Origin of the sequence: Mycobacterium ostraviense (assembly GCF_002705925.1) — a bacterium.
In the GTDB taxonomy this organism is placed as follows: domain Bacteria; phylum Actinomycetota; class Actinomycetes; order Mycobacteriales; family Mycobacteriaceae; genus Mycobacterium; species Mycobacterium ostraviense.
In genome coordinates this window covers 3485895-3505845 of the sequence record NZ_NKRE01000001.1, presented here as the reverse complement: position 1 = coordinate 3505845, position 19951 = coordinate 3485895, and the positions used below count along the sequence as shown (strand labels likewise).

Below are 19951 nucleotides of genomic sequence, written 5' to 3'. Positions count from 1 at the left end.
ACCCCGCCGCGCCGCCCGCTCCCCCGGCTACCCCCGCATTCGTCCCGGCCGCGCCATTGCCGCCGTTGCCGTACAGCGACCCGCCGGCGCCACCGGCCTGCCCGGGCGCCGTGCCGTCGGCACCGTTGCCGATCAGTGGGCGTCCCAACAACGCCTGGCTGGGTGCGTTCAGCGCACCGAACATGCCTTGCTGCAGGGCCTGCAGCGGCGACACGTTGGCGGCCTCGGCATTGGCATACGCAGCTGCGCTCGCAATCAGACCCTGCACAAACTGAGCATGGAATGCCGACGCTTGAGCGCTTAGCGCCTGATACGCCCGCGCATGCCCAGCAAACAGCGCCGCCACTGCGGCCGATACGTCGTCAGCGCCGGCAGCCACTATGCCGGTGGTGCGAGCCGCCGCCGCATTCACCTCACTCAGCCGAGAAGATCTCAGGCTGGCGGGCAACCTGCACCACGTCGGCGTGACGCAGCACCGCCCAAAAGCCGGGTTCGGTGTCCATGCGCTGCCAGTGCACCGGATCGGTGCGCCGCAACAGCGTCAGCGCCTCATGCGGCACACCCTTGACGAAGGTGTCCGGGCTGGCCAGGTCTACGAGATCCGATGCGGCGGCCACGATCATCCGATCAGAACGTTGGGCCGGGGCAGGCCGGCGGCTTCACATAGCGCACGGTAGTTCGCCAGAGTGCTGGGTCCGTCGAACACGCTCTCGACGTTGCCGGCTGCGTCCAGATTCAGGTTGGCGCCATAAATCTGGGTATGGGTCGATCCGGCCGGTTCATAGAGGAACGAGCCCGCCCGGTTGATGTAGCTGTACTCCTTGTACCGCCAGGATCCTGACGTCGTATACGCGAAAACCGGTCCGGTGTGCTTGTGCCGCTGCACCTCGTAACCGGCCCGGAAGACGTTCTCCACGATCCATAAGCCCTCGGCCTCCTTGACCTGGATCACCTTCAGCATGGAGCCATCACCGATGTCGACGAACGGCAGCTCGTCGGCGCCGATGTGCACCGCCGCAGGGACATCAACCATCGTCATGGACAAGCCTCCCGGTAAGTGACAGCACGTCATTGCCCCTGGCCCAGCGAATAGGCGGGTTGGCCGTCGAACCGATACAAGCCCTCGGTCTTGATGACGTCGAATCCGGCGCGATACAGGTGGTGCAGCAACTGCAGTATGTGGCTGGGTGCGGCCGCTCCGGGGAAGGGAGACTGAAACCGCGCCCGCCAGTGATCTGTGCAAAAAGTTTCGGGGAATCCGTCCGGCCACACCTTCACACCACGGTTGGTGATCATCTGCAGCCGCAGCCAGCCGTCTCCAGCGGCCGAGACCAACGCGGCGGCCAGACCGTCCGGGCGAGCATGCGGTGCGTGCAGGAACACATCGACGCCGTCGAGGGTCTTCTTCGCCCGTACCGCCGGGTGCGGAGCAGCAGCCGGCCGGCGTTCGACGATGGGGTAGTCAACAGCCGCGAGCCGCTGCGGCCGGTGGCCGAGATGAGCGATCACCGCCTTGGCGAAGTCACGGGTTCCCAACGGCGCCCGCCCTGGCCCTGCGATGTCATAGGTCGCCGCCCCCGCCTCGAGGGCCGTCAGCCAGGCGTTGTGGACCGTGGCGGCTACGTCGCCCTGACCGATGTGCACCAACATCATCACCGCGCAGAGCAATAGGCCTGACGGATTTGCGACGTCTTGACCGGCTCGACGCGGTGCCGACCCGTGAATGGCTTCGAACATGGCGACGTCATCGCCGATATTCGCCGATCCCGCCATACCCACCGAACCGGCGATCTGGGCTGCGACATCCGACAGGATGTCGCCGTACAGGTTAGGCATCACCACCACGTCGAAGTTTTCCGGAGTGTCGGTCAGCTTCGCGGCGCCAATGTCGACGATCCAGTGCTCGGCGGCGATGTCGGGGTAGTCGCCGGCCACCATCCATGCCCGGGTGGCGGGTCGGCACAAACGGCGCGTAGGCCACGCAAGGACGCACGTTGGCATAAAGTCCCAGAGTCTTACGTACGGTGACGTTCAACGGCTTGAATCCCTGGCCCTGAGGCGTGGTGATCGGAGCCTTCAGGAACACCCGGGTACGCCGCAGAGATTCCCAAGCCTCCGGCTCGATGCCGGAGTTCTGACCGCGCAGGTAGGCCGCCTCGCCGAGCTGCACCTCTTCGATGACTAACCGGGCGCCGGCTTCGGAAAGTACATCCAATGTCGCCCGCATGATCTCGGGTCCGATGCCGTCGCCGTGGGCGACCGTCACCGGCGCCGCGCTGGGTGTAGCCGGCGCGCTTACCGGCTCGGACAGGTCGGATACGCGGCATTCGGTAGTCATGGTTGCGGTGCTCCCGACTCGGTGGACTAATATGAAAATAATAACCTGTAATTAAAAACGTGTAATATGCTTCGTGGAAAGTCCACAACTGCGTCGGGCCGGCACCAGAATCACGCTCTAGTAATTGAGCTGAACTCAACTTATGCTGGGCCACATGCCGGTAGGCACGACATCAAGGGCGTCGGCAACACAGCAGGCATTGCTGGACGCCGCGGTCGCAGAGTGGGCGGAAACCGGCGAGCTGGAAGTTGCCGCCGTCGCGCGCAGGGCGGGAGTCAGTGCCGGTCTGCCGTACCGCTATTTCGGCACCCGGGCCGGATTGCTGATCGCGCTGGTTCAAGATTTCTATCACCGGCTCGGCGCCGCCGTCACGCTCCGCAACTACGACGCGCCGACCTGGGCGGGACGTGAGCGCCAGCGCATTCGTGACTGGTTGGCGTTTCTCTACGCCGAACCGTTGGCGCCGCTGATGTTGGGCGGGCCGCTGGGCGACGGCGCGGTTGTCGCCGAGAACTCGCGCCTGTTGCAGGAGCTGGCCGACGTCGCCGCACACAACATCATGCACGCTCAGCGCCTCGGTGAGCTGCCGGCCGACCGGGACCCGCACCTGCTGGCCGTCGCGACGTTGTCGGGTGTCCATGCCATGGGCACCGTCGCCCTAAGCCGGTCACCTCGCCCGCCCGCCGACGAGGTTGCCGAACAGGTGTGGGTGTTTGTGGCCGGCGCTGTCGGCCTTGCCATCGAAGGGATTTGGGAACATGAGCGCGAAGAGCGACATTTCAACGCTTGACGACTTGACTGGTGACCTGGCCGGACGCTACCGCTGGACGCCCAGCGCCGGCGCCTCGGTGGAAAGCGACCTGGTTGACGCAGACTTGGCAGCGCTGGCCCGCGACGGCTACGTAATATGGGAAAACCTATTGAGCGACAACGAATGTCGGAAAATCCGCGACGCGCTGGCCCCGATGCTCGGCTACCACGGGCGCAATTCCTTTGAGGGACACCGTACGCAGCGGCTGTATAGCGTCTTGTCCAAGACCCGAGTATGCGACCGGCTGGTGGATCATCCACGACCCTTGGCCGTTCTCGACCGGCTGTTGATGCCCAATTACCTGCTCTCTGCGCTACAGGTCATCAACATTCAGCCGGGCGAATCCAGCCAGCTGTTGCACTTCGACGATGCCTTTTACCCAATCCCCCGGCCCCGGCCCGCGCTGGGAGCGGCCACGATCTGGGCCATCGATGATTTCACCGCAGCCAACGGCGCCACCGTGGTGATTCCCGCCAGTCATCGCTGGGATGACCGTCGGCCGACTCCCACCGACATCCGCAAGTCCGTCATCATGCCGGCCGGCTCGTGCATCTTCTTCCTGGGAACCCTCTGGCACGGCGGCGGTGCGAACAACACCGAGGCCGCCCGCCTGGCAGTGACCGCACAATACTGCCAACCCTGGCTGCGACCACTCGAAGCCTTCACGCTGTCAGTGCCGACCGGCATTGCCAAAATGGTCTCCACGGATATCCAGCGCATGCTTGGCTACAGCATCCATCCCCCATTTGTCGGGGCCGTCGACGGCCAGCATCCTCTCCGGTTGCTCTCCGGTTGCTCGAGCAGCACGCCTGCGGAGCGGCAGTCTCGGATTAGCCCGCCGGCTAAGAGCGCGGACTCGACTCCTGACCGCGGACATTGATTGGCCAGGAAGCGATCCCACATCCGATCGGTCATCAAGCACCGGGTGCCGATGAGCGGTTTGCACCACCGGTAGCAAAGTCGTGGATTGCATTGGGTGGCCAACAAGCGGCTACCGTGGCCCCATTCGGGAGGATATCCGAGACGGGAGATTCGATGCCCTACGTCAAATCCGCTGTGCGCAGCAAGCAGGCAGTGGCTGCCGCGCGCGTCGTGCTGATGCGTGACGGGGTCGGCTGCACCACGATGCGCGCCGTGGCGGAGGAAGCCGGCATACCGCTGGGGACGCTGCAATACGTCTTCCCGAGCAAGCAAGGCCTGCTGCGCGCGGTCATCGAGGATGTCGTGGAGGAGATTGCCGATCTCCTGAAGAGTTCGGCCGAGCTCGAGGCCGGGCTGGAACACGCGATCAGGTGCGGGTTGCGCAATTTCTGGGAAACGCTGATCGTCGACCACCGCGATCTGCAACTCGTGCAGTACGAACTCGTCACCTACGCGCTGCGTACGCCCGGCTTGGAGGCGCTGCCGCGCTGGCAGTACGAGAGGTATACCGAGATCGTTGCGCAGTGGTGCCAGGAGGCAGCGACACGGGCCGGGGAGACATCCGCGCTTCCCTTCGATCGGCTCGCTCGCGTGCTGGTGGCCAGCATCGATGGGCTGATCCTGCAGCATATCGCCAACCCGGACGTCAGGCGCTCCGCGCAGGATCTCGAGGCGATCATCGAGACAGTCACCGCGCTCGCTGCGGTCCGGTCGGCGTCGAACTAAACCGCACTAAACCTTGTGGGCTCATGCCGCATGCTCTACTCTTAAACTCAAAATAAGTCATACGACTGTATTAGTTGGGGAGAATTTTCGATGACGGACGTGGATGTCGTTGTCGTCGGCGCCGGGCTCGCCGGGCTCTCGGCGGCTCGCAAGCTGGTGGCAGCGGGGATGACCGTGCGCGTCCTCGAGGCCCGTGATCGGGTGGCGGGCCGCAACTTTGGCGGGTTTCTGAGCAACGGCGTGCCGGTCGAGATGGGCGGCCAGTGGGTGGGGCCGAGTCAGCACGCCGTACTCGAGCTGATCGACGAACTCGGACTGGAGACTTTCCCTACCTACGACACCGGCGACGCGATCTCGTTCTACGACGGACAGGTGGTCCGGTACTCCGACGCGACGTTCGGCCTCCCGGCCGACAGCCTGGCCGAAATCGGTCGCCTGTTGGAGGTTATCGAGACGCTCGCGGCCTCGATACCCACCTCGGCGCCCTGGCGAGCGGAAGATGCGGCGGAGCTGGACCGACAGAATTTCGACACCTGGCTGGCCGCGAATACGACTGACACCGTGGCACTTCGGTTCTTCCGGCTGATCGTGCCAACGCTGTTCTCCGCGGAAACACCTGAGCTTTCGTTATTGCACTTCCTGTTCTACATCCGATCGGGCAACAATTTGGCGACCATGCTCGCCGTCACCGGAGGCGCACAGGAGAGCCGTGTCGTGGGTGGGACGCACCGGATCTCCGAGCGGATGGCCGAGGATCTTGCCGATCGGGTGCAGCTTGGGGCGGTGGTACGCACGATCACCCAGGACGGGCAGGGTGTCATCGTCTCCTACGAGGACGCCGGCGCCGGCCAGACGGGCAAGCTCAGGGCTGGCCACGTAGTGGTCGCGATCCCGCCGACGCTGGCAGGCCGGATCCGTTACTTGCCGCCGCTGCCCGCCGCGCGCGACGGCCTTACCCAGCAAATCCCGGCGGGGTCGGTGATCAAGTTCCAAATCGGCTACCAGACCCCGTTCTGGCGCGAGGCCGGTCTCAGCGGCTTCGTGACCAGCCTGGACGACGCGTTCAACGTCGTCATGGACAACTCCCCTCCCGACGCTTCCTGCGGTGTGCTGGTCGGCTTCTTGGAGGGCGCGCACGCCCGCGAGGCGGCGGAGCTGCCGACCGAGCAGCGCCACCAGCTCGTGATCGACTCGCTGGTGAAGTATTTCGGGCCGCAAGCCGCTGAGCCGTTCGACATCGTCGAACAAGACTGGGCTGCAGAGGAATTCACGCGAGGTTGCTACGGTGGCCGTCTCGGTGCCGGCGCACTGACTCAGTATGGCAAGGCGCTGGCCGCGCCGGTCGGCCGCATCCACTGGGCCGGAGCGGAGACGGCCCAGGTGTGGAGTGGTTACATGGATGGCGCGATCACCTCGGGCCGCCGCGCTGCCGAGGAGATCCTCGCCTCGGTTTGAGAGTGCGCTTACTCAACCGACCGCAGCCACGGTGGACCGCAAGGGGTGGTACCGAGCCGGGGGTCTGTGGCGGCTGGATCACCGTTGGATCACCAATCCGCTCAACGGCACAAGGAAATTGGAGGATTATGCCGGAACCCGGCCAGGAAGCGTCGAGTTCCTGGCCGGGGATCCCATCAGCAGTGCTGGGTGGCTTGCTGCGGCGCAACTACGCCGGTGGCATCAACACGGTGTCGATCAGGTACACCGTCGCGTTGGCGGTGGGTACCCCGCCGCAGACCACGCCGGCGTTGTTGACGCTCAGGCTGTTGCCCTGACCGTTGACCATGACGTTGGCTCCCTGCAGCGTCTTGTGCGGGCCGACCACCTTGGCCGGGCTCAGCTGACCTTGCACCACGTGGTAGGTCAGGATGCGGCTCAGCAGGTTTGAATCGGTCTTGAGCTGGTCGATCGTCGACGCCGGCAGCTTGCCGAATGCGGCATCGGTCGGCGCGAACACGGTGTACTGCCCATTGTTGAGCGTGTCGACCAGGTTCACCTGCGGGTTGAGCTTGCCGGACACCGCCGACGTCAGTGTCGTGAGCATCGGATTGTTGGAAGCCGCCACCGCCACCGGAACCTGCGACATGCCCTCCACCGATGCCGGGCCGCTGGGGTTGGCGGCCGCGTAATCCGCGCATCCCGGCCCGACCAAATCAGCCGCGGCGGCACTTGGCGCGGTGGCCACGGCAAGACCCACGACAGCCGCGGCCACCAAACCCGTTGCTGCAATTGAACTTTTCATCGCTAATCGGCTCCTTCAGTGTTGTCGACGACGACTTTGTTGTGCCGTCTGATTCATGCCGGACATTGGTGATTCGGAGCCGCACCGGTTTTGGATTGGCTATCACCGAAAATCAGCCATAGGTTAAGGAGTACAGCTGCAGCCCCTTGGTGGGACGCACCTCCACGGTGCCGCTCTCGACCCGGTCGCCGCCGACGATCTGGTGCGACGTCGGCGGTCCGCTGATCGGCACCGTGGTGGTCTGGCCGTTCCGGGTCACCGTGAGGGTTCCGGTTCCGCCGACGACGACGTAGACGTTCTTGGCGTGGTAGTTGAGTTTGATGCTCGACTCATCGCTTTCGGCCGTCGCCCCTTGGTAGTCCAGGGACCATGGCCCGCGCAGCGCAAAACTGTCTGCGGCCAGGGCTGGCGGATAGTCGAATGTCGCTGAGCCTTCGTCGTACTGACCGCCGCCGCCGTAGTTGACCACCTTGCCGACCCCGAAATAGGTCTCGGGAGTGGTTTGTTGCCGCGGGGTGAGGTCGGTCGCGTCCACCGGCGCTGGGAGTTTGACCCCGGGATCGGCATTGACGAGCAACTGCCTGATCAGGTTCTCGGTGACGTCGTAGTCGCCTTCGCCGAACTTGATGTGTCGCACGTTGCCGGTGGCGTCGATCAGATATTCCGCGGGCCAGTATCGGTTTCGGTAATTGGTCCAGGTGGAGTAGTTGTTGTCCAGCGCGACCGGGTATTTGATGTCCAGGTCGGCGGCGCCCTTGGCGAGGTTGCCGGGCACCTTCTCGAATGCGTACTCCGGTGTGTGGACTCCGATGACCTCGAAACCCTGGTCCCGGTATGCGTTGTACCAGCCGATGACGTGCGGGATGGCCCGTTGGCAATTGATGCAGGAGTAGGCCCAGAAGTCGACCAGGACCACCTTGCCGCGCAGCGATCGCAGGTCGAGCGGTTGGCCGCCGGGTGTATTCAGCCAGCCGGCAATACCCTTGAGATCTGGTGCTGTGCCGCAGTTTTCGAATTTTCTGCCGCCGTTGCTGCAATTCGACAGCTGCGCGTTCTGGTCGTTGACGATGCCGCCGAGGTTGAGCTTTTCCCGGATCTGCTGATCACTGCCCAGTCTGTCCTGCAGCGAGCTGGTGTAGTCGGGAATGGCACGCTGCAGCACCGCGGGCAGGTTGAACACCAGCGCAACCGCGAGCAGAATCGTCACAATTCCCGCCGCAACCCGGATTTCCCGCTGCCGACGCCGAAACGCACTCACCCGCTCGGCCACCCGCTTGCCGGCCAGCGCGAAGAACAGCAACGGCAACGCGGCGCCGGCCGCGAAAGCCAGTGTGAGAACGACTGTGCCGACACCGATTTGCGCCGTCGCCCCGGCCACCACGATCGCGGCAAGCACCGGCCCCGCGCAGGGGACGTAGAGCACACCCAACGCCAGCCCCAGGCCAAAACCGTTGCCGCGGTTGCCGACCTGCTTTTGCGGGATCCGTGAGAACGGCCGTTCCAGCAACTGCTCGACCGTGGGAAACATCAGGCCCAGCCCGATCGCGACCAATGCGACCAACGCGACCCAGCGAATCGCGTCCTGCGGTAGATGCAGCAGCGACAGCAGTGCCGAGCCGGTCAAAGTGACCACACTGAAGCTGAACACCAGGCCGCCGATCACCCGGTAGGGGCGCAACGTCTCCGAGAGCCCGCGTCGCGGTTTCGTCGCCACCACGACGTCGCCGCCAGAATCGTTCTGCGCGGCCAACTCTGGGCTGCCGCGCTGCGCGCCCGCGAAGAAGATCACCGGCAGCACCGGGAGGATGCACGGTGATACGCCGGTGATGAGGCCCCCGACCAAGCCGATCAGCGTTAGTGTCAACATGTTTGGTATTCGGCGCCGCTGCCGGCTCGGATTGGTGCCGGCCCCGCAACGAGGAAAGCCCGGCCGCAGCCGGGCTTTCCTGGTTCGGCGAGCCTACTGGCTCGGCGGCATCAACACCGTGTCAATCATGTACACGGTCGCGTTGGCGGTGCGCACGCCACCGCATACCAGCCCCGCACCATTGACCTTCAGGTCGTTACCTTGGCCGGTCACGGTCACGTTGGCCCCTTGCAGGGTCTTGTGCGAGCCGTCGATCTTGCTCGGGCTCGCCTGACCTTGCACCACGTGATAGGTCAGGATGCTGCTCAGCAACTGTGAGTCCGTCTTCAGCTGATCGACCGTGGCCGCGGGCAGCTTGTCGAAGGCCGCGTTGGTGGGCGCGAACACCGTGTACTGGCCGCTGTTGAGGGTGTCGACCAGGTTCACGTTCGGGTTCAGTTTGCCCGACAGCGCCGACGTGAGCGTCGTCAACATCGGGTTGTTCGACGCCGCGGTCGCCACCGGATCCTGCGCCATGCCGGCTACCGATCCAGGACCGCTGGGATTCTGCTTGGCGTACTCCGAGCAGCCCGTACCGATAAGGTCGGCCGCCGGATCAGCCATCGCCGACGTCGACGCGGGTGCCGCCATGCTGGTCGGCGCGCTGCTGCTCGTCGACGGCCCACTGGCCGACTTGTTGCTCGAACAAGCGGCGAAACCCCCGATTGCGATCGCCGCGAGGCTAGTCGCCGCGACTGTTCTGGCCCAAGCGTTCATCATGTGCGTTTCGACTCCTTCGTCACCAGACGGCCGTGTGCCGCTCCTGTCGGACATAAGCCATTCGGAGACACGGCCGCCCCGGACGGGTGCGATGGCTGCCAGCTCCGCGAACCGGCGACGGGTACTTAGCGCGGCAGGCCAAGCAGCCGCTCGGCGGCCAGCGTGAGCAGTATCTGCTCGGTACCGCCGGCGATGGTGAGGCAGCGAGTGTTGAGGAAGTCGTATACCGCTTGGTTTTCCACGAGGCCGCCGCCCTCGGACACGTCCATCGTGAATTCGGCCAGCGCCTGGCGGTAGCGAACCCCGATGAGTTTGCGCACGCTGGATTGGGCGCCCGGATCCTGTCCGCCGACGGCCAGCTGGGCGATGCGCTGATCCAGCAGCGCACCACATTGAGCAATGACGATCAACCTCGCCAGCCGATCCTGCTGGGCGACGTCGGGCTCCGTCTCGGACAGCACCTCGAGCAGCTTCTCCATGGGATTACCCAGCGCGGTGCCGGTGGCCATCGCCACCCGCTCGTTGGCCAGCGTGGTGCGCGCCAGCCGCCAGCCGTCGTTGACCGCGCCGACCACCATCTCGTCCGGCACGAATACGTTGTCCAGAAAGACCTCGTTGAACAGCGCGTCGCCGGTGATCTCGCGCAGCGGCCGGATCTCGATCCCGGGCGATGTCATGTCCACCAGAAAGTAGGTGATGCCCTTGTGCTTTGGAGCGTCCGGGTCGGTCCGCGCCAGGCACACCCCCCAACTGGCCAGGTGCGCCTTGGACGTCCACACCTTCTGCCCGGTCAGCAGCCAACCGCCGTCCGCGCGCACCGCCTTGGTGCGCAGCGATGCCAGGTCGGAACCGGCGCCCGGTTCGGAAAACAGCTGGCACCAAAGGACTTCGCCGCGCAGGGTAGCCGGTACGAAACGCTCGATTTGTTCGGGTGTGCCATGCTCGAGAATGGTCGGCACCGCCCACCAGCCGATCACCAAATCCGGCCGCACCACACCGGCTGCCGCCATCTCCTGATCGATCAGCAACTGCTCGGCCGCGAACGCGCCGCGCCCATACGGCGGCGGCCAGTGTGGGGCCAACAGCCCGGCATCGGCCAGGGCAGGCTGCCGCTTCTCTTCCGGCAACGCCGCGACTTCGGCTACCGCGGCGGCGATCTCGGGTTGCAGCTCCTGCACCCCGGTCAGGTCGATAGTCAGCCGGCGGCGAACGCCGTCGCGGGTGAGCGCGGCGACACGGCGCAGCCAGCGCTCGGCACCACCGAGGAACCGGGCGTTGGCGTGGGCCCGGCGCAGGTACAGGTGCGCATCGTGCTCCCAGGTGCAGCCGATGCCGCCGAGCACCTGGATGCAGTCTTTGACGTTGGCTTTGGCGGCGGCGATACCGAGGCCGGCGGCTACGGCGGCCGCGATGGCGAACTGGCGGTCGTCGGGGTCCCCGGCGGCCCGGGCCGCATCCGCGGCGGCCACCTCGGCCTGCTCGGCGCGGCACAGCATTTCCGCACACAGGTGTTTGACGGCCTGGAAGCTGCCGATCGGCTTGCCGAACTGCTCACGAACCTTGGCGTAGGCCACCGCGGTGTCCAGCGCCCAGCGGGTCACTCCGGCGGCCTCGGCGGCCAGCAGGGTGGCGGCCAGGTTCTCGACGCGCTCCCGGGAATCGGCGATCACGGCCGCCGGCGCCAGCGGCGCCACCGGCGCCACCGGCGCCACCGGCGCCGAAGTCAACACCACTTTCGCCAACGGCCGCGAAAAATCGGTGGCCCGCAACGGCTCCAGCTGCACGCCGTCGCCGGCGGCATCGACCAGCAGCCACCTGCCCTCGGCCGGCAACAGCAGCACGGCGTCGGCGACGGCGCCCAGTAGCCACGGAACCGTGCCCGATACTCGTCGGGCCTGGGCGTCGAACCGCACATCGCCTTCCAGCGCGAGCCCGGCGACGCGTTCGCCGGCGGTCAGTGCGGTCAGCAATTCGGGATCCGGCACCACCAGGCCGGCCAGCGCGGTGGTCGCCACCGGCCCCGGCACCAAAGCCTTGGCGGCCTCTTCGACCATGGCGCACAGGTCCTCGATGCTGCCGCCGGCACCGCCGCGATCCTCTGGGACGGCAACGCCGAACAGTCCCAATTCGGCTAGACCCGCGAACACCGGTCGCCAGGCGTCGGGGTCGCCTTGCTCGACTTGGCGGGTGGCGGCTGTCGCAGCCTCTCCGGAGGCCGAAGTGCGAGCCCAGTCGCGCACCAACTCGCGAGCCGCGAATTGTTCGTCGGTGACGGTCGCTACCACCTTCAGCCCTTCCCGTCGGGAAATTCACCTGGCCGGAAACGTCCGAGGAACATTCACAGCCACTAGAACGTGTTCTAATAGTGAAAATGATCAACCGTCAAGTCGACGGCTATTAGGCCAGTACACGACGTTGTCGCCGCGACCGGGAGGTGGGAAATTCACGCACAGCATGCGTATCGTTTGGCGAACCGCCCGGGAGAGGAGTTGCGCGTTACATGTCTGCAGCGAACACGAGTCCGGGCCGCGTTTCTGACACTCAACCGCGCGAGGTCATGAACGTGGCCGTATTGGCTGAGTCCGAGCTGGGTTCGGAGGCGCAGCGAGAGCGTCGCAAGCGCATCCTGGATGCCACCATGGCCATCGCGTCGAAGGGCGGTTACGAGGCGGTGCAGATGCGCGCGGTCGCCGATCGGGCCGACGTCGCGGTCGGCACGCTGTACCGGTACTTCCCGTCGAAGGTGCATCTGCTGGTGTCGGCGCTGGGCCGGGAATTCAGCCGCATCGACGCCAAGACCGACCGCTCCGCGCTGGCCGGCGGCACTCCATATCAGCGGCTGAGCTTCATGGTCGGCAAGCTCAATCGCGCGATGCAGCGCAATCCGTTGCTCACCGAGGCGATGACGCGTGCCTACGTCTTCGCCGACGCTTCGGCGGCCAGCGAGGTCGACCACGTGGAGAAACTCATCGACAGCATGTTCGCCCGCGCCATGGCCGACGGTGAGCCGAGCGAGGATCAGTACCACATCGCCCGGGTGATATCGGATGTGTGGTTGTCGAATCTGCTTGCGTGGCTTACCCGTCGCGCGTCGGCCACCGACGTCAGCAAGCGGCTGGACCTCGCCGTGCGGTTGTTGCTCGGTGGCCAGGAAAGCGGCTAAACAAGCTAAGCCCAAGCGGGCGGCCCGCAGGTACGGCCCCGGATCAGCTCGGTAGCGAGCAGTTCGACGACGGGCAGACCGGACCGCGGTGGCTGATGCAGCAGTTCACCGGCCCGTCGGCCCTTCTGCAGACTCGGCTGCGACACCGTGGTGAGCCCGCGGCTGATCGCTTCCGGTACTCCGTCGAACCCCGTCACCGTCATTTGACCCGGCACGTAAATGCCGTGTCCGCGAAGGTAATCCATGGCCGACAGCGCCAAGATGTCGGCGGTGCACATCAGCGCGGTGATCCGCGGGTTGGCCGTCAGCGCCACCTTGGCGGCAGCACCGCCCGACGTCGGCAGGTGCTCGTAGCTTTCCACCACGGTCAGCGAATCCGGGTCGACCCCGGCTGCCGTCATCGCATCCCAGACGCCGATGATGCGCTCACGCTGCACGTCGAAGGCCGGCGACTTCAGCCGCTCCGCGTCGACCAGGCCCTGGCGCCGGTCATGGCCCAGCCGCATGGTCAGCAGCCCGATGTCGCGATGCCCCAACCCGAGCACGTAGTCGGCTACCTTGCGCATGGCCGCCCGGTCGTCGATGCCGACCCGGGACACTCCCGGCAGGTCCTTCGGCTGGTCGACCACCACAACCGGCAACCGCCGCTGCAAAACCACCTGCAGGTAAGGATCGTCGTCGCACACCGAATACACGACGAAGCCGTCCACCCCGGCATTGAGTACGGCGGTCATGCCGTCCTCGAGGCTGCGGCTGGCGCCGACGGCTACCAGCAGCAGGCCCTGCCCCGGCTCCTCGCACGATTGCGCGACCCCCGCCACGAAATCGCGCGCCGCCGGGTCGCTGAAGAAGTAGGTCAACGGCTCGGCCATCACCAAGCCGACGGCTCCCGCTTTGCGGGTCCGCAGGGATCGCGCCACCGGGTCGGGTCCGGCGTAACCCATCCGCTTGGCCGTGGCCAGCACCCGCTCCCGCAGTTCGGCGGAAAGCTGATCCGGTCGGTTGAACGCATTCGAAATGGTGCTGCGCGACACCTTGAGCTCAGCAGCCAGCGACGCCAGAGTCGCCCGCCGGCGAGGTGTGGGGCCCACGTTCGGTGAGGCTACAGCGGCTCCGTCGGCGCGGCTACGCGGCCGTTACGCCGAGGGCTCGGGCGGCCTCGACGTCGCGGCCTTTATGCTGGTCGCGCCTGGTCCCGAGGCGGTCGGCAGGGAGCCGCCGCAGCCAGGTTCAGGCGTCGCAAGGTTCGCGAGGGGGAGAAGACAGTGCGCCAGCAGATGGCCGCGCTCGCCGCGCTGGCCGGTGCGTGCATCGTCGTCGCCGGTTGCACCAGCACTGTCGACGGCAACGCCGTGGCGGCCGACACGTCGGGACCGATCCAGACTCCGATATCGGTGAGCGCGCTCGACGAGCTGCTGCTCGACGTGGGCCAGGTCAACAGCGAGCTGGGTGCGACGTCGATGAAGGTGTGGTACCGGGCCAAGGCGATGTGGGATTGGAGCCGGAACGTCGCCGACAAGAATTGCCTCGCGGTGGACGGCCCGGCGCAGGACACCGTGTACGCCGGTAGCGGCTGGACCGCGGTGCGCGGCCAGCGGCTCGACGACAGCGTCGACGATTCGAAGAATCGCCAGCACTACGCCATTCAGGCGGTCGTCGCTTTCCCCACCGCTCACGACGCAACCCCGTTCTACAACACATCGGTGCAGAGCTGGAAAAGCTGCTCGAATCGCCGGTTCGACGATGTCGCTCCGGGTGAGCCCACCACCGTGTGGACGGTCACCGACGTCGTCACCGAAAACGACACGCTCAGCGCCTCGCAACTGCAGGAAGGCGGCGACGGCTGGGCCTGCCAGCGTGCTCTGACCGTCCGCAACAATGTCTCCATCGACGTGGCGACGTGCGCCTACAGTCAAAAGGGTTCGGCGGCAGTCCACATCGCCGAGCAGATCGCGGCGAAGGCCGCTCGACACTGACCGGGCCTCGCCGGCCATCCCGCAATAAGCTGGGCAGGTGGCTTCCATCGACCTCAATGCCGACCTTGGTGAAGGGTTCGGCGCCTGGCAGCTGGGTGACGACGACGCCATGCTCGAGATCGTCACCAGCGCCAACGTGGCGTGCGGCTTCCACGCCGGAGACCCGGCCGGACTGCTGCGGGTCTGCCGGTCGGCCGCCGAGCGCGGCGTGCGGATCGGAGCCCAGGTCGGCTACCACGACCTGTCCGGGTTCGGCAGGCGCTTCATCGACGTCGACCCCGAGGACCTGCTGGCCGAAATCGTGTATCAGATCGGCGCGCTGCAGGCCATCGCCCAGGCCGGCGGCTCAACGGTGTCCTACGTCAAACCCCATGGCGCCCTGTACAACACGATCGTCACCCACCGCGAGCAGGCAGCTGCGGTGGCGGCGGCGGTGCGGATGGTCGACCCGGCGCTGCCGGTGCTGGGTATGACGGGTTCGGTGTTTTTCGAAGAGGCCGACCGCCTCGGCCTGCGCACGGTGGCCGAGGCGTTCGCCGATCGCGCCTACCGGCCCGACGGGCAACTGCTGTCCCGTCGGGAACCCGGTGCGGTACTGGCCGACCCCACGGCGATCGCCGAGCGCGCGGTCGCCATGGTGGCCACCGGCGCAGTCACCGCGGTCGACGGCACCTACCTGCCCATCACCGTGGAATCGCTTTGCGTGCACGGGGATTCGCCGGGTGCGGTGCAGATTGCGACCGCGGTGCGGGAGCGGTTGGCGGCCTCCGGCGCCGAGATCAAGGCGTTCTGCTGATGCGGCTGAAACTCGGTCGTCCCGACCTGGCCCGCTATTCCAGCCGGTTCAGTGTCCCTGCGGCCCAACCGGATTCGCCATTGTCGGTGCTGTGGATGGGCGTGAGCACACTGCTGCTCGACGACGGCTCGTCGGCGTTGCTGACCGACGGCTACTTCTCCCGCCCCGGGCTGGCGCAGGTGGCCGCGGCCAAAGTGGCGCCGTCGCCGGCGCGGGTGGACGGCTGCCTGGCCCGCGCCAAGGTGTCGCGGCTCGCGGCCGTCATCCCGGTGCACACCCACATCGACCACGCGATGGATTCCGCACTCGTGGCCGACCGCACCGGCGCGCAGCTGGTCGGGGGCGAGTCGGCGGCCAACGTCGGGCGCGGCTACGGGCTGGCCGAAGACCGGCTGGTGGTCGCGGTCCCCGGGCAGCCGGTCGAGCTGGGCACCTACGACGTCACGCTGGTGGAGTCGCACCACTGCCCGCCGGACCGATTTCCCGGGGTGATCGGCGCGCCGGTGGTGCCGCCGGTGCGGGCGTCGGCCTACCGCTGCGGTGAAGCATGGTCGACGCTGGTGCACCACCGCCCGTCGGGCCGGCGGCTATTGATCCAGGGCAGCGCCGGTTTCGTCAAGGGTGCACTGGACGGATACCGGGCCGAGGTCGTCTACCTCGGTGTCGGCCAGTTGGGCCTGCAACCGCGGTCCTATCTGGTCGACTACTGGACCGAGGTGGTGCGCGCGGTCGGCGCCCGCCGGGTGATCCTGGTCCACTGGGACGACTTCTTCCGTCCGCTGTCAAAACCATTGCGCGCCATACCGTATGCAGCCGACGACCTGGACGTGTCGATGCGCATCCTCGACGAGCTGGCCGCCGCGGACGGCATCTCGTTACAGCTGCCGACGGTGTGGCGGCGCGAGGACCCGTGGGAGTGAAGAACTCTACGCCTTGACCGTCGTCGTTGCGCTGGCGCTGCTTGCTGTGGTCCTGGGTTTCGCGGTCGCCCGCCCGCGCGGTTGGCCCGAGGCGCTGGCCTACCACGTCGCCGGGATCTCGTTCATCAAGTTCACGCTGGTGATGGGGCTGCCATGACTGGCCGCGGTGGCGGCGGTCTACGTGGTGTTCCGGTGGTTCTTCGCCCGGGACCTGCGCGTTGCGCCGGACCCCGAGCAACTCGGGCCGCCGCCGCGGCCGCCGGTGTTCGTGTTGGTGGTGGTGGCGCTGACCCTGGCCGGGTTCGTGATCGCCGAGGCGGCGGGGGTGGCGCTACTGGCGCTGCGCAGCCTCGGCCGTGGCCACACGTCGGTGACGGAGATCATGCGCTCGGCGAACGTGGCGTTCCTGGTCTTCGTGCTGGCGCTGGGCGTCGTCGGGCAAGCGGTCATGCTCAACGGGGTGGGCACCGCCATGTCTACGGTGCTGCCGTCGGGTTCCGGGCTGCCGGCGCTGCTCGGTATCGCGGCGGTGGCCGCCGCGCGGGCCAACCTGGTCAACAACATTCCGGCGACCCTGGTGTTGCTGCCGCTGGTCGCGGCCGGCGGGCCGGCTGCGGTGCTGGCTGTGCTGATCGGGGTCAACATCGGCCCCAACCTGACCTACGTCGGTTCGCTGTCCAACCTGCTGTGGCGACGGGTGCTGCGGGTCACCACGTCGAGGCCGGCGTCGGCGAGTACACCCGCCTGGGTCTGTGCGCGGTACCCACCGCGCTGCTGGCGGCGGTGTTTGCGCTGTGCGGGAGCGTGCAACTGCTCGGCGTCTGATGAATTGCGCTCAGCAACGCGCCATACTGGATGTCATGCCGCAGCCTCGTCCGGCCACCCGACGGCTGGAGCGGGCCGCGGCGCTACTGCGCTACACCGACAGGTCAATCGCCGAGGTCTGCGTCATGGTCGGTCTGCAGAGCGTCGGCTCCTTCACCAGCAGTTTCGCCCGGGTGTACGGCAAGCCGCCGGCCGCCTACCGCGCCAGCCTGCCACCGGCGGCGCTGCACGCCCGAGTGCCCACTGCATCTTGCGGGCGCATACCCGGCCGTCGGCCGATAGCCGGGTGGTACCCCAAGACGGCACACGGGGAGAAGACGCCGGGCGCGGTGACCATTTAGCGTCTTCTCCATGTTGAAAATCGCAAGCGCCCAGCTTTGGGTACACGACCAGGACGAGGCACTGAAATTCTGGGCCGAGAAGGTCGGCATGGAAGTGCGCCAGGATGTTTCGCTGCCGGAGCTTGGCGGCTTCCGCTGGCTGACCGTCGGACCGCCCGGTCAAGATGACGTATCAATCGTCTTGATGGATGTTCCGGCCCGCCGATGCTGGACGAGCCCACCCGCCTACAAGTCCTCGATCTGACGGCAAAAGGCTTCGCCGGCACCGTATTTCTCACCACCGACGACTGCCCGGCCAGTTATCAGGAGCTAGCGGCTCGTGGTGTCGAGTTCACCGAGCCGCCCGAACAGCGGCCGTACGGCATCGACTCCGGCTTCCGCGACCCGTCGGGCAACAGCATCCGGCTCACCCAGTTGACGGACATGTCGGCCTGGGCCAGCTAGCTGATTGCCTCTGACCCTCGTCCGCGCACGGCTGCGGTCGGCGATGTCATCGTTGCGGCCCAACAGGTCTCGGGTGTCCTGCGGGTGGCAATCAGCACGACGTTCGGCCGTGGTCCCGGGCGGGCCGCGCCGCCCGCCGCGGGATCGCCACGGGCTCATCGGATTACGCCAAACAGCCGCCGCCCACGCGATACGGTGAGGCGTGCTGCGGGTCTGTCTCGCGGTAGCTCTCCTTGTTCTGGGGGAGGCGATAGCTATTGACGAGGTGTCGGATGTCGTTTCTGATCGCGATTCCGGAGATGGTCGCAGCGGCGGCCGACGACGTGGCCAGAATCGGCTCGGCGCTTGCTACGGCCAATGCCGCTGCGGTAGTCCCCACCACCGGGATATCCGCCGCGGCCACCGACGAGGTGTCGACCGCGGTGGCAGCGCTGTTTTCCGGCCACGCCCGAGCGTTTCAGGCGCTGACCGCCCAGGCGGCGGCATTCCACGACCAGTTCATCCAGGCCCTGAACGCCGGTGCGGCCTCATACGCCGCCGCAGAAAGCGCTAACGCCGCCCTGCAGACCCTGGGACAGGACATCCTGGCCCTGATCAACGCTCCCAGCCAGGCCGTCCTGGGACGCCCGCTGATCGGCAACGGCGCCAATGGCACACCGGAGACCGGCCAGAACGGCGCCCCTGGGGGCATCTTGCTCGGCAACGGCGGCGCCGGCGGGTCCGGCAAGAGCGGCACCGGCCAACCCGGCGGCAGAGGTGGAGCCGGCGGGTTGCTATTCGGCTACGGCGGAGCGGGCGGGGCGGGCGCTGCTTCCGATTCGGGTGTCGGCGGAACCGGCGGTCAGGGCGGTAACGCCGGTCTCTTCGGTGCCGGCGGCGCCGGCGGCACGGGCGGGCAGGGAATCACCGACGGGGGAGCCGGCGGAATCGGCGGCCGCGGCGGCTTGCTGTTCGGCGGCGCCGGCGCGGGCGGCACCGGCGGAATCGGTCTCAACGACCACGGCGGGACCGGCGGGCAGGGCGGTGCCGGCGGCCTGTTCGGCGGCGGCGGCGCCGGCGGCGCGGGCGGCGAGGGCAACAGCCGCGGAGGTACCGGCGGGCAAGGCGGTGCCGCTGGGTTGTTCGGCACGGCCGGCCCCGGCGGCGCCGGCGGGTTCAGCGCCAACGGCAACGGCGGCGACGGCGGGACCGGCGGCAGCGGTGGGCTGTTCGGCTCCGCCGGGACCGGCGGGAACGGCGGGACCAGCGTGACCGCCGATGGAGGCAGCGGCGGCAGCGGCGGCGCCGGCGGCATCTTCAGTTCCGGTGGTACCGGCGGCACCGGCGGGGCCGGTACGAGTCAACTCGGCGGGTTCGGCGGTAGCGGCGGCAGTGGCGGCCTCTTCAGTTCCGGCGGAGCGGGCGGCGCAGGCGGTTTCGGCGATATCGGTGGGCCCGGCGGGTCCGGCGGGTTCGGCGGACTCATCGGCTCCGGTGGCGCCGGCGGCGCCGGCGGAGACGGCAACGCCGCCGGCGGTAATGGCGGGTTCGGGGGAATGGCGTTGTTCATCGGCAGCGGCGGTAACGGCGGCGCCGGCGGGAATGCCGTGTCGATCGCGCCGACGGTCGGCGGCCAGGGCGGTAATGGCGGCAGTGCCAATCTGATCGGTAACGGCGGTAACGGCGGTAACGGCGGGGTCGCCCAGACTCCGGGTGCGGGTGGCGACGGCGGCACGGGCGGACGGCTGCTGGGCCAGAACGGACTCAACGGTTTGCCGTGACCGCGCGCGGCGCCATATCGCGTCGCCAGGTCGGCGAAAACGCGTGGCTGCACTGCCCTGACACC

At 67.3% G+C, this 19951-nt stretch carries 17 protein-coding genes and 5 pseudogenes; 12 read left to right on the top strand and 10 right to left on the bottom strand.

Features of this window, described 5'->3' with window-relative positions; genetic code table 11:
• The 5 genes and pseudogenes from CDN38_RS16220 to CDN38_RS30040 all read right to left on the bottom strand — a co-directional run.
• Positions 1-427 (bottom strand): annotated as a pseudogene (locus CDN38_RS16220) (PE family protein); the annotation flags it as partial.
• Entirely contained in the window at positions 414-617 is a 204-nt protein-coding gene (locus tag CDN38_RS16215; protein ID WP_142361289.1) for a hypothetical protein, read from the bottom strand. The pseudogene CDN38_RS16220 and the gene CDN38_RS16215, both read right to left, overlap by 14 nt.
• A gap of 2 nt (positions 618-619) precedes the next feature.
• Positions 620-1039 (bottom strand): 2,4'-dihydroxyacetophenone dioxygenase family protein, encoded by a 420-nt coding sequence (locus tag CDN38_RS16210; RefSeq protein WP_075510190.1) that lies wholly within the window; start codon positions 1037-1039, stop codon positions 620-622.
• 29 nt (positions 1040-1068) lie between these two features.
• A complete protein-coding gene (locus tag CDN38_RS16205; RefSeq protein WP_204903244.1) occupies positions 1069-1938 on the bottom strand; it encodes an isocitrate/isopropylmalate family dehydrogenase in 870 nt (289 codons plus the stop codon).
• Positions 1829-2338, bottom strand: a complete 510-nt coding sequence (locus CDN38_RS30040; RefSeq protein ID WP_201258264.1) for an isocitrate/isopropylmalate family dehydrogenase — start codon at positions 2336-2338, stop codon at positions 1829-1831. The genes CDN38_RS16205 and CDN38_RS30040 overlap by 110 nt, the downstream gene beginning before the upstream one ends.
• A gap of 154 nt (positions 2339-2492) precedes the next feature.
• Here CDN38_RS30040 and CDN38_RS16200 point away from each other — a divergent pair, with 154 nt between their 5' ends.
• The 4 genes and pseudogenes from CDN38_RS16200 (at position 2493) to CDN38_RS16185 (ending at position 6251) form a co-directional block, all read left to right on the top strand.
• On the top strand, positions 2493-3128 hold the full coding sequence (locus tag CDN38_RS16200) for a TetR/AcrR family transcriptional regulator (protein WP_075510268.1): 636 nt from the start codon (positions 2493-2495) through the stop codon (positions 3126-3128).
• A pseudogene (locus CDN38_RS16195) lies at positions 3097-3936 on the top strand (phytanoyl-CoA dioxygenase family protein); the annotation flags it as partial. The gene CDN38_RS16200 and the pseudogene CDN38_RS16195, both read left to right, overlap by 32 nt.
• A gap of 248 nt (positions 3937-4184) precedes the next feature.
• The gene (locus tag CDN38_RS16190) at positions 4185-4796 is read left to right on the top strand and encodes a TetR/AcrR family transcriptional regulator (RefSeq protein WP_180276339.1); all 612 of its coding nucleotides are present in this window, start codon (positions 4185-4187) and stop codon (positions 4794-4796) included.
• A gap of 90 nt (positions 4797-4886) precedes the next feature.
• On the top strand, positions 4887-6251 hold the full coding sequence (locus CDN38_RS16185; protein ID WP_075510192.1) for a flavin monoamine oxidase family protein: 1365 nt from the start codon (positions 4887-4889) through the stop codon (positions 6249-6251).
• 208 nt (positions 6252-6459) lie between these two features.
• Here the strand turns inward: CDN38_RS16185 and CDN38_RS16180 are convergent, their stop codons facing one another.
• The 4 genes from CDN38_RS16180 to CDN38_RS16165 form a co-directional block, all read right to left on the bottom strand.
• A complete protein-coding gene (locus tag CDN38_RS16180; RefSeq protein ID WP_075510193.1) occupies positions 6460-7035 on the bottom strand; it encodes a fasciclin domain-containing protein in 576 nt (191 codons plus the stop codon).
• Positions 7036-7147: 112 nt separating this feature from the next.
• Positions 7148-8902, bottom strand: coding sequence for a cytochrome c biogenesis protein DipZ (locus tag CDN38_RS16175; RefSeq protein ID WP_099319055.1), 1755 nt, complete (start codon positions 8900-8902; stop codon positions 7148-7150).
• Positions 8903-8995: 93 nt separating this feature from the next.
• Positions 8996-9532 (bottom strand): fasciclin domain-containing protein, encoded by a 537-nt coding sequence (locus CDN38_RS16170; RefSeq protein WP_233026902.1) that lies wholly within the window; start codon positions 9530-9532, stop codon positions 8996-8998.
• 254 nt (positions 9533-9786) lie between these two features.
• The gene (locus CDN38_RS16165; protein ID WP_075510196.1) at positions 9787-11946 is read right to left on the bottom strand and encodes an acyl-CoA dehydrogenase family protein; all 2160 of its coding nucleotides are present in this window, start codon (positions 11944-11946) and stop codon (positions 9787-9789) included.
• Positions 11947-12224: 278 nt separating this feature from the next.
• Here CDN38_RS16165 and kstR point away from each other — a divergent pair, with 278 nt between their 5' ends.
• The gene (gene kstR / locus CDN38_RS16160) at positions 12225-12824 is read left to right on the top strand and encodes a cholesterol catabolism transcriptional regulator KstR (protein WP_161951610.1); all 600 of its coding nucleotides are present in this window, start codon (positions 12225-12227) and stop codon (positions 12822-12824) included.
• A gap of 5 nt (positions 12825-12829) precedes the next feature.
• On the opposite strand, the gene CDN38_RS16155 is transcribed toward kstR, so the two are convergent.
• Positions 12830-13915, bottom strand: a complete 1086-nt coding sequence (locus CDN38_RS16155) for an Rv3575c family transcriptional regulator (RefSeq protein WP_075510198.1) — start codon at positions 13913-13915, stop codon at positions 12830-12832.
• Positions 13916-14089: 174 nt separating this feature from the next.
• Between CDN38_RS16155 and CDN38_RS16150 the strand changes: the two genes are divergently transcribed.
• The 7 genes and pseudogenes from CDN38_RS16150 (at position 14090) to CDN38_RS16120 (ending at position 19886) form a co-directional block, all read left to right on the top strand.
• Positions 14090-14800 carry a sensor domain-containing protein gene (locus CDN38_RS16150; protein WP_075510199.1) on the top strand — a complete coding sequence of 237 codons (711 nt, stop codon included), beginning with the start codon at positions 14090-14092 and terminating at the stop codon, positions 14798-14800.
• Between the two features lie 37 nt (positions 14801-14837).
• On the top strand, positions 14838-15596 hold the full coding sequence (locus tag CDN38_RS16145; RefSeq protein WP_075510200.1) for a LamB/YcsF family protein: 759 nt from the start codon (positions 14838-14840) through the stop codon (positions 15594-15596).
• Entirely contained in the window at positions 15596-16516 is a 921-nt protein-coding gene (locus CDN38_RS16140; protein WP_075510201.1) for an MBL fold metallo-hydrolase, read from the top strand. The genes CDN38_RS16145 and CDN38_RS16140 overlap by 1 nt, the downstream gene beginning before the upstream one ends.
• Positions 16517-16610: 94 nt before the next feature.
• Positions 16611-17341, top strand: a pseudogene (locus CDN38_RS16135) (SLC13 family permease); the annotation flags it as partial.
• Positions 17342-17394: 53 nt separating this feature from the next.
• Positions 17395-17682 (top strand): annotated as a pseudogene (locus CDN38_RS16130) (helix-turn-helix domain-containing protein); the annotation flags it as partial.
• Between the two features lie 10 nt (positions 17683-17692).
• Positions 17693-18126: pseudogene (locus tag CDN38_RS16125) on the top strand (VOC family protein).
• A 272-nt stretch (positions 18127-18398) separates the two neighbouring features.
• Positions 18399-19886, top strand: a complete 1488-nt coding sequence (locus CDN38_RS16120) for a PE family protein (RefSeq protein ID WP_099319054.1) — start codon at positions 18399-18401, stop codon at positions 19884-19886.
• The last annotated feature ends 65 nt before the right edge of the window (positions 19887-19951 follow it).